This is a genomic window from Gallaecimonas sp. GXIMD4217 (assembly GCF_038087665.1).
Classification (GTDB): domain Bacteria; phylum Pseudomonadota; class Gammaproteobacteria; order Enterobacterales; family Gallaecimonadaceae; genus Gallaecimonas.
In genome coordinates this window covers 1,606,506-1,623,672 of record NZ_CP149925.1, presented here as the reverse complement: position 1 = coordinate 1,623,672, position 17,167 = coordinate 1,606,506, and the positions used below count along the sequence as shown (strand labels likewise).

16 protein-coding genes are annotated in these 17,167 nt (G+C 61.8%); 7 read left to right on the top strand and 9 right to left on the bottom strand.

Annotated features, from left to right (window positions below; translation table 11 throughout):
• Positions 1 to 44 precede the first annotated feature (44 nt).
• On the bottom strand, positions 45 to 1,475 hold the full coding sequence (gene ccoN / locus WDB71_RS07925) for a cytochrome-c oxidase, cbb3-type subunit I (RefSeq protein WP_341504112.1): 1,431 nt from the start codon (positions 1,473 to 1,475) through the stop codon (positions 45 to 47).
• A gap of 298 nt (positions 1,476 to 1,773) precedes the next feature.
• Between ccoN and WDB71_RS07920 the strand changes: the two genes are divergently transcribed.
• The 6 genes from WDB71_RS07920 to fabA all read left to right on the top strand — a co-directional run bounded on the left by WDB71_RS07920 (position 1,774) and on the right by fabA (position 7,296).
• Positions 1,774 to 2,160 (top strand): hypothetical protein, encoded by a 387-nt coding sequence (locus WDB71_RS07920; RefSeq protein ID WP_341504111.1) that lies wholly within the window; start codon positions 1,774 to 1,776, stop codon positions 2,158 to 2,160.
• 111 nt (positions 2,161 to 2,271) lie between these two features.
• Positions 2,272 to 3,567 carry a site-specific integrase gene (locus WDB71_RS07915; protein WP_341504110.1) on the top strand — a complete coding sequence of 432 codons (1,296 nt, stop codon included), beginning with the start codon at positions 2,272 to 2,274 and terminating at the stop codon, positions 3,565 to 3,567.
• Positions 3,568 to 3,699: 132 nt separating this feature from the next.
• Positions 3,700 to 4,140: an N-acetyltransferase gene (locus WDB71_RS07910; protein ID WP_341504109.1), complete on the top strand. Its 441-nt coding sequence runs from the start codon at positions 3,700 to 3,702 to the stop codon at positions 4,138 to 4,140.
• A gap of 136 nt (positions 4,141 to 4,276) precedes the next feature.
• Positions 4,277 to 4,603, top strand: coding sequence for a hypothetical protein (locus tag WDB71_RS07905; RefSeq protein WP_341504108.1), 327 nt, complete (start codon positions 4,277 to 4,279; stop codon positions 4,601 to 4,603).
• A 165-nt stretch (positions 4,604 to 4,768) separates the two neighbouring features.
• A complete protein-coding gene (locus WDB71_RS07900) occupies positions 4,769 to 6,700 on the top strand; it encodes a Lon protease family protein (RefSeq protein WP_341504107.1) in 1,932 nt (643 codons plus the stop codon).
• Positions 6,701 to 6,783: 83 nt separating this feature from the next.
• Entirely contained in the window at positions 6,784 to 7,296 is a 513-nt protein-coding gene (gene fabA / locus WDB71_RS07895) for a bifunctional 3-hydroxydecanoyl-ACP dehydratase/trans-2-decenoyl-ACP isomerase (RefSeq protein WP_341504106.1), read from the top strand.
• Positions 7,297 to 7,341: 45 nt separating this feature from the next.
• Here the strand turns inward: fabA and rmf are convergent, their stop codons facing one another.
• From rmf to WDB71_RS07865, 6 genes are all read right to left on the bottom strand, one after another.
• The gene (gene rmf / locus WDB71_RS07890) at positions 7,342 to 7,521 is read right to left on the bottom strand and encodes a ribosome modulation factor (RefSeq protein ID WP_341504105.1); all 180 of its coding nucleotides are present in this window, start codon (positions 7,519 to 7,521) and stop codon (positions 7,342 to 7,344) included.
• A 209-nt stretch (positions 7,522 to 7,730) separates the two neighbouring features.
• The gene (locus WDB71_RS07885) at positions 7,731 to 9,362 is read right to left on the bottom strand and encodes a DUF3466 family protein (RefSeq protein WP_341504104.1); all 1,632 of its coding nucleotides are present in this window, start codon (positions 9,360 to 9,362) and stop codon (positions 7,731 to 7,733) included.
• The gene (locus WDB71_RS07880) at positions 9,359 to 11,266 is read right to left on the bottom strand and encodes an ABC transporter ATP-binding protein (RefSeq protein WP_341504103.1); all 1,908 of its coding nucleotides are present in this window, start codon (positions 11,264 to 11,266) and stop codon (positions 9,359 to 9,361) included. The genes WDB71_RS07885 and WDB71_RS07880 overlap by 4 nt, the downstream gene beginning before the upstream one ends.
• Positions 11,253 to 11,480 carry a glutaredoxin family protein gene (locus WDB71_RS07875; RefSeq protein ID WP_341504102.1) on the bottom strand — a complete coding sequence of 76 codons (228 nt, stop codon included), beginning with the start codon at positions 11,478 to 11,480 and terminating at the stop codon, positions 11,253 to 11,255. The genes WDB71_RS07880 and WDB71_RS07875 overlap by 14 nt, the downstream gene beginning before the upstream one ends.
• Positions 11,477 to 13,573 (bottom strand): bifunctional 23S rRNA (guanine(2069)-N(7))-methyltransferase RlmK/23S rRNA (guanine(2445)-N(2))-methyltransferase RlmL, encoded by a 2,097-nt coding sequence (gene rlmKL / locus WDB71_RS07870; protein ID WP_341504101.1) that lies wholly within the window; start codon positions 13,571 to 13,573, stop codon positions 11,477 to 11,479. The genes WDB71_RS07875 and rlmKL overlap by 4 nt, the downstream gene beginning before the upstream one ends.
• Before the next feature lie 64 nt (positions 13,574 to 13,637).
• Positions 13,638 to 14,492: a DMT family transporter gene (locus WDB71_RS07865; RefSeq protein ID WP_341504100.1), complete on the bottom strand. Its 855-nt coding sequence runs from the start codon at positions 14,490 to 14,492 to the stop codon at positions 13,638 to 13,640.
• Positions 14,493 to 14,584: 92 nt separating this feature from the next.
• Here WDB71_RS07865 and WDB71_RS07860 point away from each other — a divergent pair, with 92 nt between their 5' ends.
• Positions 14,585 to 15,490, top strand: a complete 906-nt coding sequence (locus WDB71_RS07860) for a LysR substrate-binding domain-containing protein (protein ID WP_341504099.1) — start codon at positions 14,585 to 14,587, stop codon at positions 15,488 to 15,490.
• Here the strand turns inward: WDB71_RS07860 and WDB71_RS07855 are convergent.
• Both WDB71_RS07855 and pyrD read right to left on the bottom strand, forming a co-directional pair.
• Positions 15,487 to 16,032, bottom strand: coding sequence for a cell division protein ZapC domain-containing protein (locus WDB71_RS07855; RefSeq protein ID WP_341504098.1), 546 nt, complete (start codon positions 16,030 to 16,032; stop codon positions 15,487 to 15,489). The genes WDB71_RS07860 and WDB71_RS07855 overlap by 4 nt on opposite strands.
• A gap of 90 nt (positions 16,033 to 16,122) precedes the next feature.
• The gene (gene pyrD / locus WDB71_RS07850) at positions 16,123 to 17,133 is read right to left on the bottom strand and encodes a quinone-dependent dihydroorotate dehydrogenase (RefSeq protein ID WP_341504097.1); all 1,011 of its coding nucleotides are present in this window, start codon (positions 17,131 to 17,133) and stop codon (positions 16,123 to 16,125) included.
• Between the last annotated feature and the right edge of the window lie 34 nt (positions 17,134 to 17,167).

The following is a 17,167-nucleotide window of genomic DNA, read 5'->3' as shown; positions in this document are numbered from 1 at the left end:
TTCTTCTCGAGAAACTCGTGCTTGTTCTTCACCTTGACTTCTCCTTATGCGGCCTGAGCAGCGCCTTGGGCCTGCAGGGAGCCCTTGGGTGCGAAGATGGTACGGGCCACGTTGTAGGCCATCACCAGCATACCGGTTACCACGAAGCAGCCACCGAGGAAGCGCACGAAGTAGAAGGGCTTGGAAGCCACCACGGTCTCGACGAAGGAGTACACCAGGGTGCCGTCCTCGTTAACCGCACGCCACATCAGGCCCTGCATCACACCGCTGATCCACATGGCGACGATGTACAGCACCACACCGATGGTCATCAGCCAGAAATGGGTGTTGATCAGTTTGATGGAGTACATGCGGCCCTGGCCGAACAGCACGGGTACCAGGTGGTACAGGGAGCCGATGGAGACCATGGCAACCCAGCCCAGGGCACCGGAGTGCACGTGACCGACGGTCCAGTCGGTGTAGTGGGACAGGGCGTTGACGGTCTTGATGGCCATCATCGGGCCTTCGAAGGTGGACATGCCGTAGAAGGACAGGGACACGATCAAGAAGCGCAGGATGGGGTCATGACGCAGCTTATGCCAGGCGCCGGACAGGGTCATGATGCCGTTGATCATGCCGCCCCAGGAGGGTGCGAACAGGATGATGGACATGATCATGCCCAGGGACTGGGTCCAGTCGGGCAGGGCGGTGTAGTGCAGGTGGTGCGGACCGGCCCAGATATAGGTGGCGATCAGCGCCCAGAAGTGCACGATGGACAGGCGGTAGGAGTAAACCGGGCGGCCAGCCTGCTTGGGTACGAAGTAGTACATCATGCCCAGGAAGCCGGCGGTCAGCAGGAAGCCCACGGCGTTATGGCCGTACCACCACTGCACCATGGCGTCGACGGCGCCGGAGTACAGGGAATAGGACTTCATGGCGCTTACCGGCACAGCAGCGGAGTTAACGATGTGCAGCACGGCCACGGTCAGGATGAAACCACCGAAGAACCAGTTGGCCACATAGATGTGACTGGTCTTGCGCTTGACGATGGTACCGAAGAAGTTGATGGCATAGGCCACCCAGACAACGGCGATGGCGATGTCGATGGGCCATTCCAGCTCGGCGTATTCCTTGGACGAGGTGTAACCCATCGGCAGGGAGATCGCGGCAGCCAGGATGATGGCCTGCCAGCCCCAGAAGGTGAAAGCGGCAAGCTTGTCACTGAAGAGGCGGGTTTGACAGGTGCGCTGCACCACGTAATAGGATGTGGCGAACAGGGCACTGGTACCAAATGCAAAGATCACCGCGTTGGTGTGCAATGGACGCAGACGACTGTAGGTCAGCCACGGCGTATCGAAGTTCAAGGCCGGCCAGATCAACTGGGCGGCAATGAACACACCCACTGTCATTCCGACAATTCCCCAGATCACGGTCATGATGGTGAATTGGCGGACGACAGTGTAGTTATAGTCAGCATGAGAACTTGTTTGGCTCATCTTTTTGCTTCCGCTGCTATTGTTCATACAACTGTTTTAATTACCCGAGACCCTAATGCGCGAACGCCATGGGCAGGGACGGATCGGCGCCGTATTCTACCCGAAATGCCGCGCCGCGCTAAGTTAAATACCGTCAATATATGCCTTTTTCCCCCTTGACAGATCGCATTCCAGCTTAGCAGGCAGATTAGCGATGTGCCGTGCAGGGCGTGTTGTGCCAGATCAAATAAAGTCCGCCATGAATGCAGGGTTTTTCGTTAAGATAATGTCGCCAGGAGCAGTAAAGAGGTGAGAGAGGATGAAGTACGCCGTTTTTATGACCAGCCTGCTGTTGCACACCGCGGCCCAGGCCGCCATGCCGGCCACCCAGTGCCGGTTTGAACAGGGCGCCTGCGTCAACCAGGGGGCGGAGCTGGTCCTGGGCAAGCTGCCGCTGCGTTCCCAGGCGCCCATCTCGGTGCGGCTCAGCCTGCCTGGGGCCAAGAAAGACAAGCTGATGGCCCTGGTCGAAGGCGTCGACATGTACATGGGGCAGGTGCCGGTGCTGCTGACCCGCACCAAAGCAGGGCACTTCCAGGGTCAATTCCAGGTGGCCAGCTGCATGCACGGCGACATGACCTGGCAGCTCAAGGTCCAGGCCGCAGAAAAGGAGTTCAGGTTCAACTTTGTTGTGGACTCAAACTGAGCCCAGGGTTGTTCTCTGGACGTATTGATGCCGATAACGGCGTTTATCGGCATTGCTCCTAGATCTTTGAAATAGATATACTTTCCGGAAAAGCATCCAGCAGTCCAGTCCATGTCCTCCACGCCTCCCGTGTTACCCCTGTTCGACGCCCCCGAATACCTGGAGCCCGGCAACAGCATCGTCAATCAGCACATCGCCCGGCTCACCCTGGACGCGGTGCCGGATGCGGCCCTCATCTACGAGCATGCGGTGGACTGGCTGCGGGAGGCCCGCTTCAACGCCAACAACTACAAGACCTACCGCTCCGAGCTGACCACCTACCTGCACTGGTGTTTCGACGTGGAACAGATCTCGGTAGGCGAGGTGCGCCGGCGCAACATGGGACGCTACGTCGACTATTGCCTGGCGCCGCCCAAGGCGCTGATCGCCTATCGCAACGTGGCCCAGTTCAAGCTCGACAGGGAATGGGCGGAGCGGTTGCCCAATCCGCAGTGGCGTCCTTTCCTGGGCAAGAAGTGCGCCGGTGTCGAACAACCGTACCGGCTCAGCGACAAGGCCCTCAAGACCAAGATGGCCATACTGTCTTCCTTTTACAGCTACCTCATTGCCGAGGAGTACACCGAAAGAAACCCGGCCATGATGTGGTTCCGCCACAGCCACTTGAATCGTGAAGCCGAAGCCGGCACCTTGGCAGAGGAAGAGCAAACTCGCGCCTTCAGTGAGTTACAGTGGTCTTACATCATGAGTACGGCACAGCGGTTGGCCGAGACCGAGCCGGCCGTCCACGAAAGGACACTGTTCCTGGTCAGTCTCCTCTATGGCTGCTACCTGAGGATCTCCGAAGTGGCGGCCAGGCCGGGCTTCTCGCCGGTCATGAGCCAGTTCCGTCGCGATGCCAGGACAGGCCTGTGGATCTTCCAGGTTCCCCTCAGCAAGGGTGGCAAGCGCCGCACCGTGTCGGTGTCCAAGGCCTTGCTCATGGCCTTGCAGCGCTATCGCCGGCATCTGGGGTTGACGCCCTTGCCGACACCGGACGAGCAGGTGCCGCTTTTTATCCGGCGCCGGGCCGCCGGCCGCGGCAGGGAGGCGGGCATGCTCAACGCCAACCTCGGCGTACGCCAGCTGCGTGCGGACATCGACGCCCTGATCCAGGAAGCGGCCGCTGCCATGGTCGCCGACGGCTTCGACCAGGACGGCGCAGAGATGCGCACCCTGACAGCCCACAGCATCCGCCATACCGGCATCACCCACGACATCAACCTCAACGGCCGTCCCTTGTCCCACGTGCAGGCCGATGCGGGCCACGACAGCATCGACACCACCAGCCAATACCTGCATACGTCCAGGGCAGAGCGTCATCAGTCGGCCAGGGACAAGCCCCTCAACCGGCTAGCCGGCATCGAATGAGAGAAAGGGGAGCTGGGACAGCTGATCGTCAAAACATTGAATTTAACATAATATACATTATGCGCATTTGGGTTTGGTGTTCGCAGGATGGCCGTTATGCTGCGCTGCCTTTAAGCCCGTTGAGACTATCACATGAAAATCAGATCTTGCCGCAAGGCCGACCTGGCCGCCGTTCATGCCCTGGAAGTTGCCGTCTTTGGCGACCACGTCTACCCGGACTTCTTCTTTCGCCAGGCACTGGATCTCTGGCCGGATAGCTTACTGGTTGCCGAAACGACCGACGGCACCTTGTCGGGTTATGTACTTGGTGCGCCGGATCAGCAGCCAGGTGTTGCCTGGATACTGTCGCTTGCCGTTAGCCCGCAGGCGCGCGGCCAAGGCCTTGGCAAGCGGTTGACCGAGCAATTGTTGGCAAACTTTCGGCGACTTGGCTACCAACGCGTTAAGCTCACCGTCCACCCCGATAATGGCGCCATTGGCCTATATGAACGGCTTGGTTTCAAGACCTTGGGTAGTGAAAGCGACTACTTTGGCGCCGATGAGCCCAGGCACCTGATGGCGCTGACCTGCTAGTCCGTCTGCGAAATTGGCGCCAAGACGGAAGTTATGTGACTTCCGTCACGCATTGGCCACACCATGATCATCTTTTGGTCGCTTGGACTACTTTTCGAGGAGAAAGGCAAAAACCAGCCACAGGAAGGCTTTGAAAATGATTGGTCAGGTATCAGCCGTTTCCTCCCCCATATCCACGCCAACGCCATCTCCCCTGAACGCTGCCATGCAAAGGGCCGATCCCCTGGGGCTGGTGAGGATCCTTGGCCTCAAGGATGAGGTACCCCCCCTAGCCATGCTGCAGGTATTGAACCAGCTGCATGGTAAGTCTACCCAAGAGATCCAATCCCTGACCCAAAGTAGTGGCCTTAACCACTGGCTGTCCTCCTCCGCCAATGAAAAACGGCTGGTCTCAGGGCTCGCCCAAATCGCCAAAAGCGGTCGTATCGCACAGGCCATCAGTTTCTTCAGCCATTGGGGTTAACAGCTCACCAGGCTCTGCGTTGCATGGTAAACTGAGCTTTTCTTGTGGGCGCCACACACGGCGCCCATACTTTTTACTTATGCAACGCAGATTACTGATTTGAAAAGCGAATTCGCCTTGAGTCTCGACAGCCGCTCCCTACGCCCCCAACTTACGCTGCCCACCATGCCGAAGGCGCAACCCAACTGGCTGCTGGGCCAGGAAACCGCCCTGGCAGAGCTGAGCATGGCCGCACAAAGTCCCAGTGCCCTGGGCCATATCTTCATGAGTGCGTCACCGTCTTTGGACGCACTGGCGATGTTCAAGGCCGCCATCCGCGCCCTGCCCCAGGAAAACCGTCTCGAAGGCCTGTGGGACTGGTGCTATGCGGAAAATTTTCATGACAGTCGCCGTCCCCTTTGCCTGAAGCTCAAAGCTGGCAGCGGCCCCCAGTTTTGCGAGCAGGTCGCCCAGCTCGTCGCCAATTTGGCGGAGCAGCAGGATACCGAGGCGCTTTTCACCAGCATCATCAATGATCAGCCCCAGGAGACCAGGCTGGAAGCCTACCTTGCCGAGTTGGCATCCCGGGTGGCTACAGGCGAGCCTTTCACCAATCCGGTACTGATCAGCCTGATGGTCCACCATAAGGACAGCCAAAGGCCGCCGGTCGTGGTAAACCGGCAATTGAGCGATGCGGGCCTGTTTGGGGAAATCACCTTCCAGACCATTCAGGGCTCGGTCAGTACCGATCAGCACCTGTTGCGACCGGGGGATCTGCACCAGGCCAATGGCGGCTATCTGCTGGTTTCGGCAGATGAGCTGCTGGACGATCTGGCCCTGTGGCAGCGCCTCAAGGAAGCGCTCTTTTCCCAAGAGATTGCCTGGTCCCAGTACCGCGGCCAGATCAGCGGTACACCGCTGTTCATGCCCGAAGCCATGCCGCTGGACGTGAAGCTGGTGCTCTGGGGGGACAGAAGCTGCTACGCCGAACTGATGGCAGTTGAACGTGAGCTGGAACCGCTTTTCCCCTACTTCGTGGAATGGCTGCCCTTTGTGCCGCTGCAGGATGCGCAGCCGCTACTGGCGCACCTGCAGTGGCAAGCCCAGGAAGCGCGTCTGTTGCCACTGGAGCTGGACGGCGCCACCGCCTTGCTGCGCCACGGCAGCCGGCTGGTCGAGGACAACCAGCGACTTGCCCTGGCCCACCACCGTTACCTGGAGCTGCTGCGAAGGGCCAATAGCTTTGCCCTTAGCCAGTCACACAGTAGCCTGAATGGCGACTGCATTGAACATGCCATCAGACAGCGCCAGCTCGCCGGTGCCCTGCCCCGCGACCTGAGCCGGGAAGCCATGAGCAAGGGGCAGATCCTGATCGATACTCAGGGGGAGCGGATCGGCCAGATCAACGGCCTTACCGTACTGGAGTTGGCCGGCACCGAGTTCGGCGAGCCATCAAGGATCACCGCCACTGTGCATTATGGAGACGGTGACGTCATCGACATCGAGCGTAAGGCAGAATTGGCCGGCAACATACACGCCAAGGGCGTGATGATCCTGTCCGCCTTCCTGGCCCAGCGCTTCGCCCAAGACGGCCCCCTGCACCTGTCGGCCAGCCTGGTCTTCGAGCAGTCCTACCACGAGGTGGACGGTGACTCCGCCTCTGCCGCCGAACTGCTGTGCCTGCTGTCGGCGCTGGCCGAACAGCCGTTGCGCCAGGATCTGGCCGTGACCGGGGCCATCGACCAGTTCGGCAATATCCAGGCCATTGGCGGCATCAACGCCAAGGTGGAAGGCTTCTTCGAGGTCTGCGCGGCCAGGGGGCTCACCGGCACCCAGGGCGTGGTCATGCCCAGGGTGAATGCGGACCAGCTCAACCTCAGCGAAGAGGTCATTGAGGCGGTGGCAGATGGGCGCTTCCATATCCATTGTGTCGACCACATAGAGCAGGCCATCGAGCTGCTGATGGGGCGGCCCGCCGGGGAGCTCGACGAGCACGGCCGCTATCCCAGGGACAGCATCTATGGCCTCATCCACGGACGCCTGGACAGCCTGCAGCAGCTGGAAGAGCCCATCGGCAGCCTGACCAAACGTCTGTTCTCCTGGCTGGGCCACAGATAGTCCCCTCTGGCGGCTGGTCGGCTTTGTTTGGCGTACAACTGTTCGCTAACCTTGGCGCCATTCGCACCAAAGGGGAATTCGACGTGCAAAAATCAAGCTTCGACCGTGACGATCTGCTGGCCTGCTCTCGTGGTGAACTGTTCGGTGAAGGCAACAGCCAGCTGCCTGCGCCCAACATGCTCATGATGGACAGGATCACCCACATCAGCAGCGACGGTGGCGCTTTCGGCAAGGGCGAAGTCAGGGCCGAGCTGGATATCACTCCCGAGCTGTGGTTCTTCGACTGCCACTTCCCGGGCGATCCTGTCATGCCGGGCTGTCTGGGCCTGGATGCCATGTGGCAGCTGGTTGGCTTCCATCTGGGTTGGAGCGGTGGCACCGGCAAGGGCCGCGCCCTGGGCGTGGGTGAAGTGAAGTTCACCGGCCAGATCCTGCCCACCGCCAAGAAGGTGACCTACCAGATCAACATGAAGCGGATCATCAACCGCGCCCTGATGATGGGCATTGGCGATGGCGAGGTTTCCGTGGATGGCCGCGTGATCTACACCGCCAAGGACCTCAAGGTCGGCCTGTTCAAGGACACCTCCGGGTTCTAAGAATACGTAGCCTTGAAAAAGCCCTGCAATCGCAGGGCTTTTTTGTTACCGGATGGAGACACCGTTCGTGACTCTGTCTTCTACGGCGTGTCGCCAGCCCGAGAGCCAATAGCTCTTGGCATCCAGACTCTGGTAGGGACAGGCTTCCCTCGGGCGCCCGGCGATACCTGCCTGATAGCCCTTGGACTCGGCCCGCTCAAGACGGTCACGTTTTTGTCTTTTCATAAGGCATCCTCTTACACAGCTAAAGCGCATGAAAACAGGACCATTGAGCAATGGCCCTAATATGTTGTGTAGGCGAGGATAGGGATGCGATCAAATGCAAACAGACAACTATAGGCATTGACAAATGCCAATGCATTGAAGAATTGTAAAATTTTTATGGCAAAAAGAAACGCCGCCCTGGGGCGGCGTTTTCGGTGCCTTCGGCGTCGTTAAGCCAAGCGGCGACGCAGCCCCAGCAGGGACAATAGGGCCAGGCCCCAGCCCAGGGAGCCACCGCTGCGCTTGAAGGGCTCTTGCTCCTCCGGTACACAGACAGGCGCTTCGGCATTGGCGTCGGGGACCAGGCGCACCGCCCTGATCACGTATTGCTTGTTGCCGTCGTCATCCAGTACCAGTTCACCGTTGGCATCCCTGAAGGTGGTGACGGCGGTGGCGGCTATCTCACCGGCCTCGTTGATGTCGGAGGCCTCGACCAGGGTCCAGTCTTCCCTGGCGGCGCAGCCGTCGCCACCGTATTGCTGGGAAACCAGGCTGGCATCGAAGACCGTCTGCTCGTTGAGATCGGTAAAGGTCTTGGCAATGGCGTCATAGATGAAGGCATGGCGGCGGCGCTGCACCGTGGGCGGCAGCTCCTCCCAGTCGGCGGCACCCACTGCCAGGCCCGCCTCGTTGACGGCAAAGGCAACGGAATTGGCGCCGTTGTAGAAGGTATCGGGATAGGCCAGCTCTTTGCTGTCGGTGTTGTAGATAAAGAACCTGTCCAGATCCGACGTGCCGTCGAAGGTGGCATTGCCAACGACCCAACCGCTGTTGGTGATATCGAAGGCGGTGGAGGTAAGCAGGCCGTTTCCTGCCGGGGTAATGGCCTCGATGGCACTGCCGCCATTGAGATCGAACAGCGTGGCAAGGCGGATGAGGCTGCCATCGTGACGACCGACCGAACGCCCGACGGCCAGTCCCTGGTCGTTGACACCGTGGGCCACCGAGATAAAGACGTCCTCGCTTTCATCTCCCTGGGGCTCGGTCAGGCCAGCCAATACCAGCGGCTCTCCCAGCTGACCGTTGCTGACCGGCCAGGCATGGGCCTGATTGACCAGGCCCGCGGTTTCCAAGCAGATGAGCGGGTGGGTATCGAGATTTTCCCTATTGCAATCATCAAACCTGGATTGGCCATCTTCGGTGAAACTCACCGAGCCGAATCCCACCGCCCAGGTGTTACTCAGGCTATTGATAGCGGACGAACCACCCAGGTTGTCCTCGGCACTGATGCCATTGACGGTATCCGGCCAGGTAAAGCTCGGCAGGGCCTGTTGCTGGTTTTCGCCATCGTTCAGCAGGCCCCGCTGGGCAAAATCCCTGATCACCAGGGTCTGAGTATCACCGTCACTGTCGGTGAACTCCGTGGTCCGCCTGGGAGCCGTACTACGCAGGGCAACGAGATCCCCCACAATATCGGCCAGGGTGCTGGTAACCGTCAGCCCCTCTTCATCGCTGCCGAAGCCAGGTATCAACTGCAAATCCGGGTCATTGACAAAGACGTAGCTGGCGGCAAAGAAGCTGGCAACTCCAAAGGTGTCGGCGGTTGATTTCAGGCTGTCACTGCTGATCAGTCCAAGCCTGTCCTGGTAGCTGTCATCATCGGTGGAGTTTTCGTCGTCACCGCCATCAAACTCGTAACGTGCTGACAGGTTGCCGGCAATACGGCCGTCTTCGGTGATAACCCGGGCTTCCGTGTTGTATAGCCCGGAGGGCTGGTCAAGGATCTCGACGCGGTAGGCACCGGCCATGGCCTGATTGGTGGCCAGGGCCAGCAATGTAAGGGTAAAAAGCGGTTTTTTCATGCGTTTTCCTGCACTGCGTTTTGTTGTGCTTCCAGCTCTTCCCAGCGGTTAAAGGCCGCATCCAGTTCAGCCTCGACCTCAGCCAACTTGTCCAACAAGGGCTGGGTCTGCTCTACCGGCTGGGAAAAAAAGTCGGGCGCGTTGATCTGCGCCTGCAATTCGACCATGGCCGCTTCCAACTGTTCCATCTTCTCTGGAAGGGCTTCCAGTTCCAGTTTCAGCTTGTAGCTGAGTTTGTTGCTCTTTTTGGGCTTGTCCTGGGCCTTGGGACTGGCCTTGACCGGCTCGGGGTCAAGCTGCTGCTGTCGGGCCCGGGCGGCGGCAGCGTCGCTGTAGCCACCGGCATGCACCTCTATGCTGCCCTGCCCCGCAAACCACAGGGTACTGGTGGCGGTGGCGTCGATAAAGGCCCGGTCGTGGCTGACCAGCAGCACCGTGCCCTGGTAGTCGGCCAGCAGCTCTTCCAAGAGCTCAAGGGTCTCAATATCCAGATCGTTGGTGGGCTCGTCAAGGACCAGCAGGTTCGACGGCTTCAGGAAAAGCTTGGCCAGCAACAAGCGGTTACGTTCACCACCGGACAGGGCCCTGACCGGCACCCTGGCCCTGGCCGGGGTAAAGAGAAAGTCCTGCAGGTAGCCCAGCACATGTCGGGAGCGGCCACCGATCATGGCTTCCTGCTTGCCGTCTGCCACCTGGTCCACGGCCGACAGCTGCGGATCCAGCACCGCCCGGTGCTGGTCGAAATAGGCCACCTCCAGGTTGGTACCCTGGCGAACCTTGCCGGCATCGGGCTTGAGCTGGTCGAGCAGCAGGCGGACCAAGGTGGTCTTGCCGCAGCCATTGGGGCCCACCAGGGCCACACGGTCGCCGCGCTGGACCAACAGCTCCAGGTTATTCACCAGCGCCTTGCCATCCACGGCATATTGAAGCCCGGTCACCTCAAAGACCAGCTTGCCGGACTTGGCGGCTTCTTCCACCTGGCCACGGGCCTTGCCGGTGACCTTGCGGCGGGCGGCATGCTCGTCGCGCATCTTCTTCAGGGCCCGGACGCGGCCCTCGTTGCGGGTGCGCCTGGCCTTGATGCCCTGGCGGATCCAGGCCTCTTCCTGAGCCAGCTTCTTGTCGAACAGGGCGTTGTGCTCCTCCTCTACCCGCAACGCTTCGGCCTTGGCCTCAAGGTAGGCGTCGTAGCCCAGGTCGAAGCGGGTCAGCTTGCCCCTGTCCAGGTCGAGGATGCCGGTGGCCACCCGGCGGATGAACTGACGGTCGTGGCTGATGAAGAGGATGGCACCCTGGTAACCCTTGATGAAGCTTTCCAGCCAGTCGATACCGTCTATGTCCAGATGGTTGGTGGGTTCGTCCAGCAGCAGCACGTCCGGCTCGGTAACCAGCGCCCTGGCCAGGGCCACACGGCGGAGCCAGCCACCGCTGAGGTTGGCCAGGGTCTCGTCGCCGGTCAGGCCCACCTGGCTGAGGGCCCGGGCCACCTGCTGCTCCAGCTGCCAGCCGCCCTGGCTGTCCAGCTCTTCCTGGAGCCGGGCCAGGCGGTTGATGAGCTGGTTGTCATCGGGACTCTTGGCCAGGGCCTGGCTGGTGTCGTGGTATTGGCTGATCAACTCGCCCTGGTCGGCCAGGCCGGAGGCCACGTAATGGAAGGCGCTTTCGTCGGCCCGTGGCGGCGGATCCTGGTCCAGGCGTGCCACCTTGGTGCCCTGTACCAGCTGGTAGTCGCCGTCGTCCAGGGCCATGTCGCCGGCCAGCACCTTCATCAGGGTCGACTTGCCGGTACCGTTACGGCCGACCAGGCACAGCCGCTCGTTTTGCTCCAGGGTGAAGCCGGTATTGTCTAGCAGGGGGGCGTCGGAAAAGGACAGGTAGGCGTCCTTGAGATTAATCAGCGCCATGGGCAAACTCCTTCAGCCTGTCACCGTCAAAGGGCCAGCCCAGCTCGGCTCCGTCATCACGCACCAGCACCGGGATGCGGATACGGTAGGCATCCAGCCAGGCCGGCTGGTCCATGATGTCGCGCACCTCCAGCTGCAGGGCCAGGCCGTCGGCCAGGGCCTTGGCCTCGTCACAGAGGTGGCAGCCGTCTGTGGAATAGAGGATCAGAGTCATGCCTTGCTCCTCAGCAGGTAGCAGACATGGATATGGGGGTTGCGCTTGTAGTCTTCCGGCAGGGTCTGGCGGCTGATGTCCTTGACCTCGAAGCCCATGTCCTCCAGGGCCGCCTGGTCGAGCTTGAAGTGGCGCTTGTTGTTGGAAAACACCACCTCACCACCTGGGACCAGGCGGGCCTTGATGGCCCTGAGCAGCGCCACGTGGTCACGCTGGACGTCGAAGCTGTCTTCCATGCGCTTGGAGTTGGAGAAGGTGGGCGGATCCACGAAGATGAGGTCGAACTGGTCCCGGCCCAGCTTCAGCCACTTGATGCAGTTCTCCTGCACGAAATGGTGGTTGGGGCCGGTGAATCCGTTCACCCTCATGTTGTCCTGGGCCCAGTTCAGGTAGGTCTTGGACATGTCCACGGAGGTGGTGCTGATGGCGCCGCCCCGGGCCGCATGCAGGGTGGCGGTGCCCGTATAGCAGAACAGGTTCAAAAAGCGCTTGCCGCCGGCCATCTCGCCCAGCATCTTGCGGGTCAGGCGGTGATCCAGGAACAGACCGGTGTCCAGGTAGTCGTAGAGGTTGACCCGGCAGCGTACGCCGTATTCCTGCACCTGCATGAATTCCTTTCGGGCGTGCAGCTTTTCGTACTGGTTCTTGCCGCTCTGGCGCGTGCGGGTTTTCACCGCCAGGTTCTTGGGACTGACGCCGGTCACATCCATCACCGCCAGGATCATGTCCTGCAGGCGCTTCGCCGCCTTGGCCGGGTCAATGGTCTTGGGCGCCGCATACTCCTGGATGACCACATGGTCGCCGTAGCGGTCGATGGCGGCATTGAATTCCGGCAGGTCGGCATCGTAGAGGCGGTAGGCATCCACCCCTTCTCTTTTCGCCCACTTCTGCAGATGCACCAGGTTCTTCTTGAGGCGGTTGACGAAGGGCTCCACCACCTTGGGCAGGCCCTGGCTCATTTCGCCCTGGCTCTCGTCGACAGAATAGGACGCCAGCACACATTCCAGGGCACCGTTATTGAGCTGCCACTGCTTGTCCTTGACCAGTTTCAGCTGGCGCAGGCTCTCTGGTGCACCTGTGTAGACCCCGGCCTTCCAGCCCTGGAACAGCCTCAACTTGCTGCCCAGCAGGTGGTAAAGGCCCAGCACCTCGGCACTGTCACCCAGGCGCTCGCCGTAGGGCGGGTTGCATACCAGCAGGCCGTGGCTTTCGGCCGGTCGGCCCAGCTCGCCCAGGGACTGGGTGGTGAAGGTGACATTGCGGCCGATGCCGGCCTCCTTGGCATTGATGCGGGCCTTCTCGATGACCCGCTTGTCCATGTCGTAACCGGTCAGGCTGGCCTTGATGGGGATGGCGGCGTCGATGGCCGCTTCGACCAGCTCGCTCCACAGGCTCTTGCGGTGCCCCAGCCAGTGCTCGAAGGCGAAGCCGCGCCTGAGACCAGGCGCCCTGTTACCGGCCATCAGCGCCGCTTCGATGACCAGGGTGCCGGAACCGCACAGGGGATCCACCAGGGCCTCGAAACCGCCCTTGTGCCAGCCAAGGCGGTAGAGGATGGCGGCGGCCAGGTTTTCCTTCATGGGCGCCACGCCGGCCTGCTGGCGATAGCCGCGCTGGTGCAGGGGCTTGCCGGCCAGGTCCAGGTAGATCTGCAGCCTGGAGCGTCCCAGGTGGGCGTGAACGCGGATCTCCGGCTCCTTGACGTCGACGCTGGGGCGGCGGCCGCTGTCTTCACGGAACACGTCGACGATGGCGTCCTTGACCTTCTGGGCACCGAACTGGGAGTGGCGGATGGCCTTGGAGGTACCGGTAAAATCCACGGCGAAGCGCTTGGACACCGCAAACTGGCTGGGCCAATCCACCGAGGCGGCCAGCTCGTAAACGGCATCGCCGTCTTCGGCTTCGCCTTCCACCAGGGGCCAGAGCACGCGGCTGGCCAGGCGCGACCAGAGGCAGATCTGATAGGCCGCCTTAAGATCGGCTTCGGCCTTGACGCCGCCGCGACCGGCCTTGGCCTCGATGCCGAGGCCGGCAAGTTCATCGACGAGAATGGGCTCCACACCGGGAGCGCAGGTAACGAAAAGTTGAGACATTGTGGATTCCCTGACGGTCAGACCCGGGATTATACCGGCAAGGCCACTGCCCCCACAAAGATTGTCAGTCCGTTACCGCGGCCGGACGGCGACGATTCGCCCAGATCATCGGCGCCACCACCAGCAGCGCCCCCAGCAGCATGGGCAGATCCGGCACCTCACCGAAGAACAACAGACCGAACAGCACCGCAAACAACAGGCCGGCGAATTCACCGCTGGCGATGTCCGAGGCCGGCGCCAGCCGGTAGGCCCGCACGCAGCACCACTGGTAGATGAGCAGCAGGCCATTGGCCAGGGCCGCCACGCCGACCAGGTGCCAGGAAAGGCTGCCCTGCTCTAACCAGGCCAGTAGCGCCAGGACCGGCAACCCCAGCACCTGCATCATCAGCAGGGTGTTGGTGCTGCTTTCCTCCTGGGGCAGGCGGCGCAGCAGCAGGTTGGACAGCGCCAGGCTGGTACCGGCCAGGAAGGCCAGGATACCGTACAGGTTGATCTCGCCCGGCCTCAGGATCACCAGCACGCCAACAAAACCCAGCAGGGTGGCCAGGGTGGTGATCCGGCCCGGCCGCTCGCCAAAGAGCAGCGCCCCCAGCAGCACCGTCTGCAGCGGCGCCGAGAAGAACAGCGCGCTGGCGGTGGCCAGCGGCAAATGGGTCAGGGCCTGGATCAGCGCCACCGCCCCCAGCAGCGCCACCGCCGCCCGCAGCCCATGCAGGCGAAGGGCGGGCCCGTGGAAACGCCTGGCCCTGGGCTGGCGCTGCCAGCTGGGCAACAGCAGCAGCGTCGCCATGCCCTGGCGCAGCACCAGGAACAGGAACACAGGTGCCCCCTCGCCCAGGGCCTTGATCACCACGTCATAGAGGGTGGAAAAGACATTGCCGCCGATCAGGATCAGCAGCGCAAGCAGAGACTGTGACATGGGACCTCCTTAGTGCTGGAGGCCGCACTCTAGCCCTGTTAGCATTTAAGAAAAATTGACTTATCAGCCTTTCACTTGAGTAATTCTAAATAATGAACAGGTTGCCCCCGCTGCGGGCGCTGCAGGTGTTCGAAGCCGCCGCCCGGCTCGGCCACTTCCAACAGGCGGCCCAGGAACTCAACATCAGCGCCAGTGCCGTCAGCCACCAGCTGAGGACACTGGAGGCCTATCTGGGTGAGCCGCTGTTCAGCCGCCAGGGACGGCGCCAGCTCCTCACCGAGGCCGGAACGCGTTACTTTGCCGGGATCAGCCCCCTGCTGCAGGAGATCGGGCGCTTGACCGCCCAGCTACGCGGCGAAGAGGGAGTGCGGTTGCGCCTGGCGGTGTTTTCCAGCTTTGCCACCAAGTGGCTGATCCCGAGGCTGCCCAAGTTCGAGAGCCGTCACCCGGACTGGCATCTGGAGCTGGAGATGAAGGCGGAGCTGGCCGATATCGAACGCAGCCAGGCGGAGCTGCTGATCACCCATGGGCCCCTGCCCCCGGGCTTTGTCGGCGAGCCGCTGCACCGGGAGCGGCTGGTGGCGGTCTGCTCACCCCATATGGCCATGCCGGATGCACCCGAGGCCCTAGGCGCGGGCAGCCCGGTCATCCTGGAGGTGGTGGAGGAGACTTGGCCGACCGACTGGCAGCTCTGGGAAAGGAAGACCGGTATCGCCCTGCCGGCCGGGGCCAGGCGGCGCCGTTTCAGTCACCTGCTGCTGGCCATAGAGGCGGCCATCTGCGCCCAGGGCATCGCCCTGGCACCGGATTTCATCGTCGCCGACGACATTCGCCTGGGCCGGCTGGTGGCCCTGCCCTGGCCCCAGGCGGAAACGGATCTGGTCTTTACCTTCGGCTGCAAGGGGTGGCGGATGAAGGAGCCCCTGGTGAGGGCGTTCAGGCAATGGTTGAAACGCGAGGCGCAAAAGCCCCTGTCATTGGTGAAGGCCGCCGGTTAACCGACGGCCCGGTATTGGCTGCGCCTGATCTGCCACTGGGAGGGCCAGAGGCGGTCGTTCATGACCTTGACCACGTCGAAGGGGGCCATGGTCTTGCGCTCCGACAGCGCCAGGGGCGCCTCCAGCAGCATGCACAGGGTGCTGCTGTCGAAGCACTCCACCGCCAGGCACTGGCCGCGGCCAAAGGGGGTCTGCAACGACAGCAGGGCCGGCCCCTGCACCTGGGCTCGGCCCTGGGGGTTCTCGGCGAAGAACCAGCTCCTGGGCATGGTCGGCTTGGCGAAGCGGCGGATGGCGCAGGCGTTGAGGGCGATCTGCACCCGCTCGGGGGCGGACCAGCCCTCGTTGAGCGCCAGCGCCTCCAGTACCTGCCGGTAGTAGTCGGCGTCGTCCATGTCGAACTGGGCGCCTCGCCTTGCATCCGGTATCAACAGGCTGGCGTGATAAGGCGTGACAAAGCACAGCTCGCCCAGATGTAACTCCAGGCGGTCCGTGGCGTCGTCGAAATGCCATGTCCAGTCGTGTTTCGGCTCCAGAATCATGCTTGCGCCTCCCTGACACATGCTAAAAATTATACAGCATGATCCTGAAATTTAAAGGTTTTTCTAAAATGTCAAGGGATCGAGAAAGGATCATTTGATCCCGTCGACGATCCTCTTGATCAACTCGGGTCCTTCATAGATGAAGCCGGTGTAGATCTGCACCAGAGCGGCGCCGGCATCCAGTTTTTCCTGGGCCGCCTCGGCCGAGTCGATACCGCCCACGCCGATGATGGGCAGGGCCTCGCCGACCATGGCCTTGAGCTCGCGGATGATACTGGTGCTCTTGCTGCGAACCGGCCGGCCGGACAGGCCGCCGGCCTCCTGGCCGTGCTGCAGATCCGCCACCTGATCCCGATCCAGGGTGGTGTTGGTGGCGATCACGCCGTCCATCCGGTGCCTGAGCAGGCAATCGGCGATGGACTTGAGTTCTTCCAGGTTCAGATCCGGGGCTATCTTCACCAGCAGCGGCACGTAGCGGCCGTGCTTTTCGGCCAGCTCGCCCTGGCGCGCCTTGAGGGCCGAGAGCAGCTCGTCGAAGGCCTCGCCGTACTGGAGGCTGCGCAGGCCCGGGGTGTTGGGGGAGGAGATGTTGATGGTGACATAGGAGGCCAGCTCATAGACCTTGTCCAGGCAGATCAGGTAGTCCTGGGTGCCCTCTTCCACCGGCGTGTCCTTGTTCTTGCCGATGTTGATGCCCAGCACGCCCCGGTAGTTGGCGGCCTTGACGTTGGCCACCAGCTGGTCGACGCCGTCGTTGTTGAAGCCCATGCGGTTGATGATGGCGTGGGCCTCGGGCAGCCGGAACAGGCGCGGCTTGGGGTTGCCGGGCTGGGGCCTGGGGGTGACGGTACCGACCTCGATAAAGCCGAAGCCCATGGCGGCAAAGGCATCGATACAGGCGCCGTTCTTGTCGAGGCCGGCGGCCAGGCCCACCGGGTTGCTGAAGGTCAGGCCCAGGAGCTGCACCGGCTTGTCCTGGATGCTGGGGCCCAGCAGGCCCTTCAGGGGCGAACGGCCCAGCCACTTGAGCTGGCCCAGGGTGAAATCGTGGGACCATTCGGGGTCGCACTTGAACAGGACGTTGCGCATCAGCGAATACATGGTTTTTCTCCAAAAAAAACCTCGGCCTGGGCCG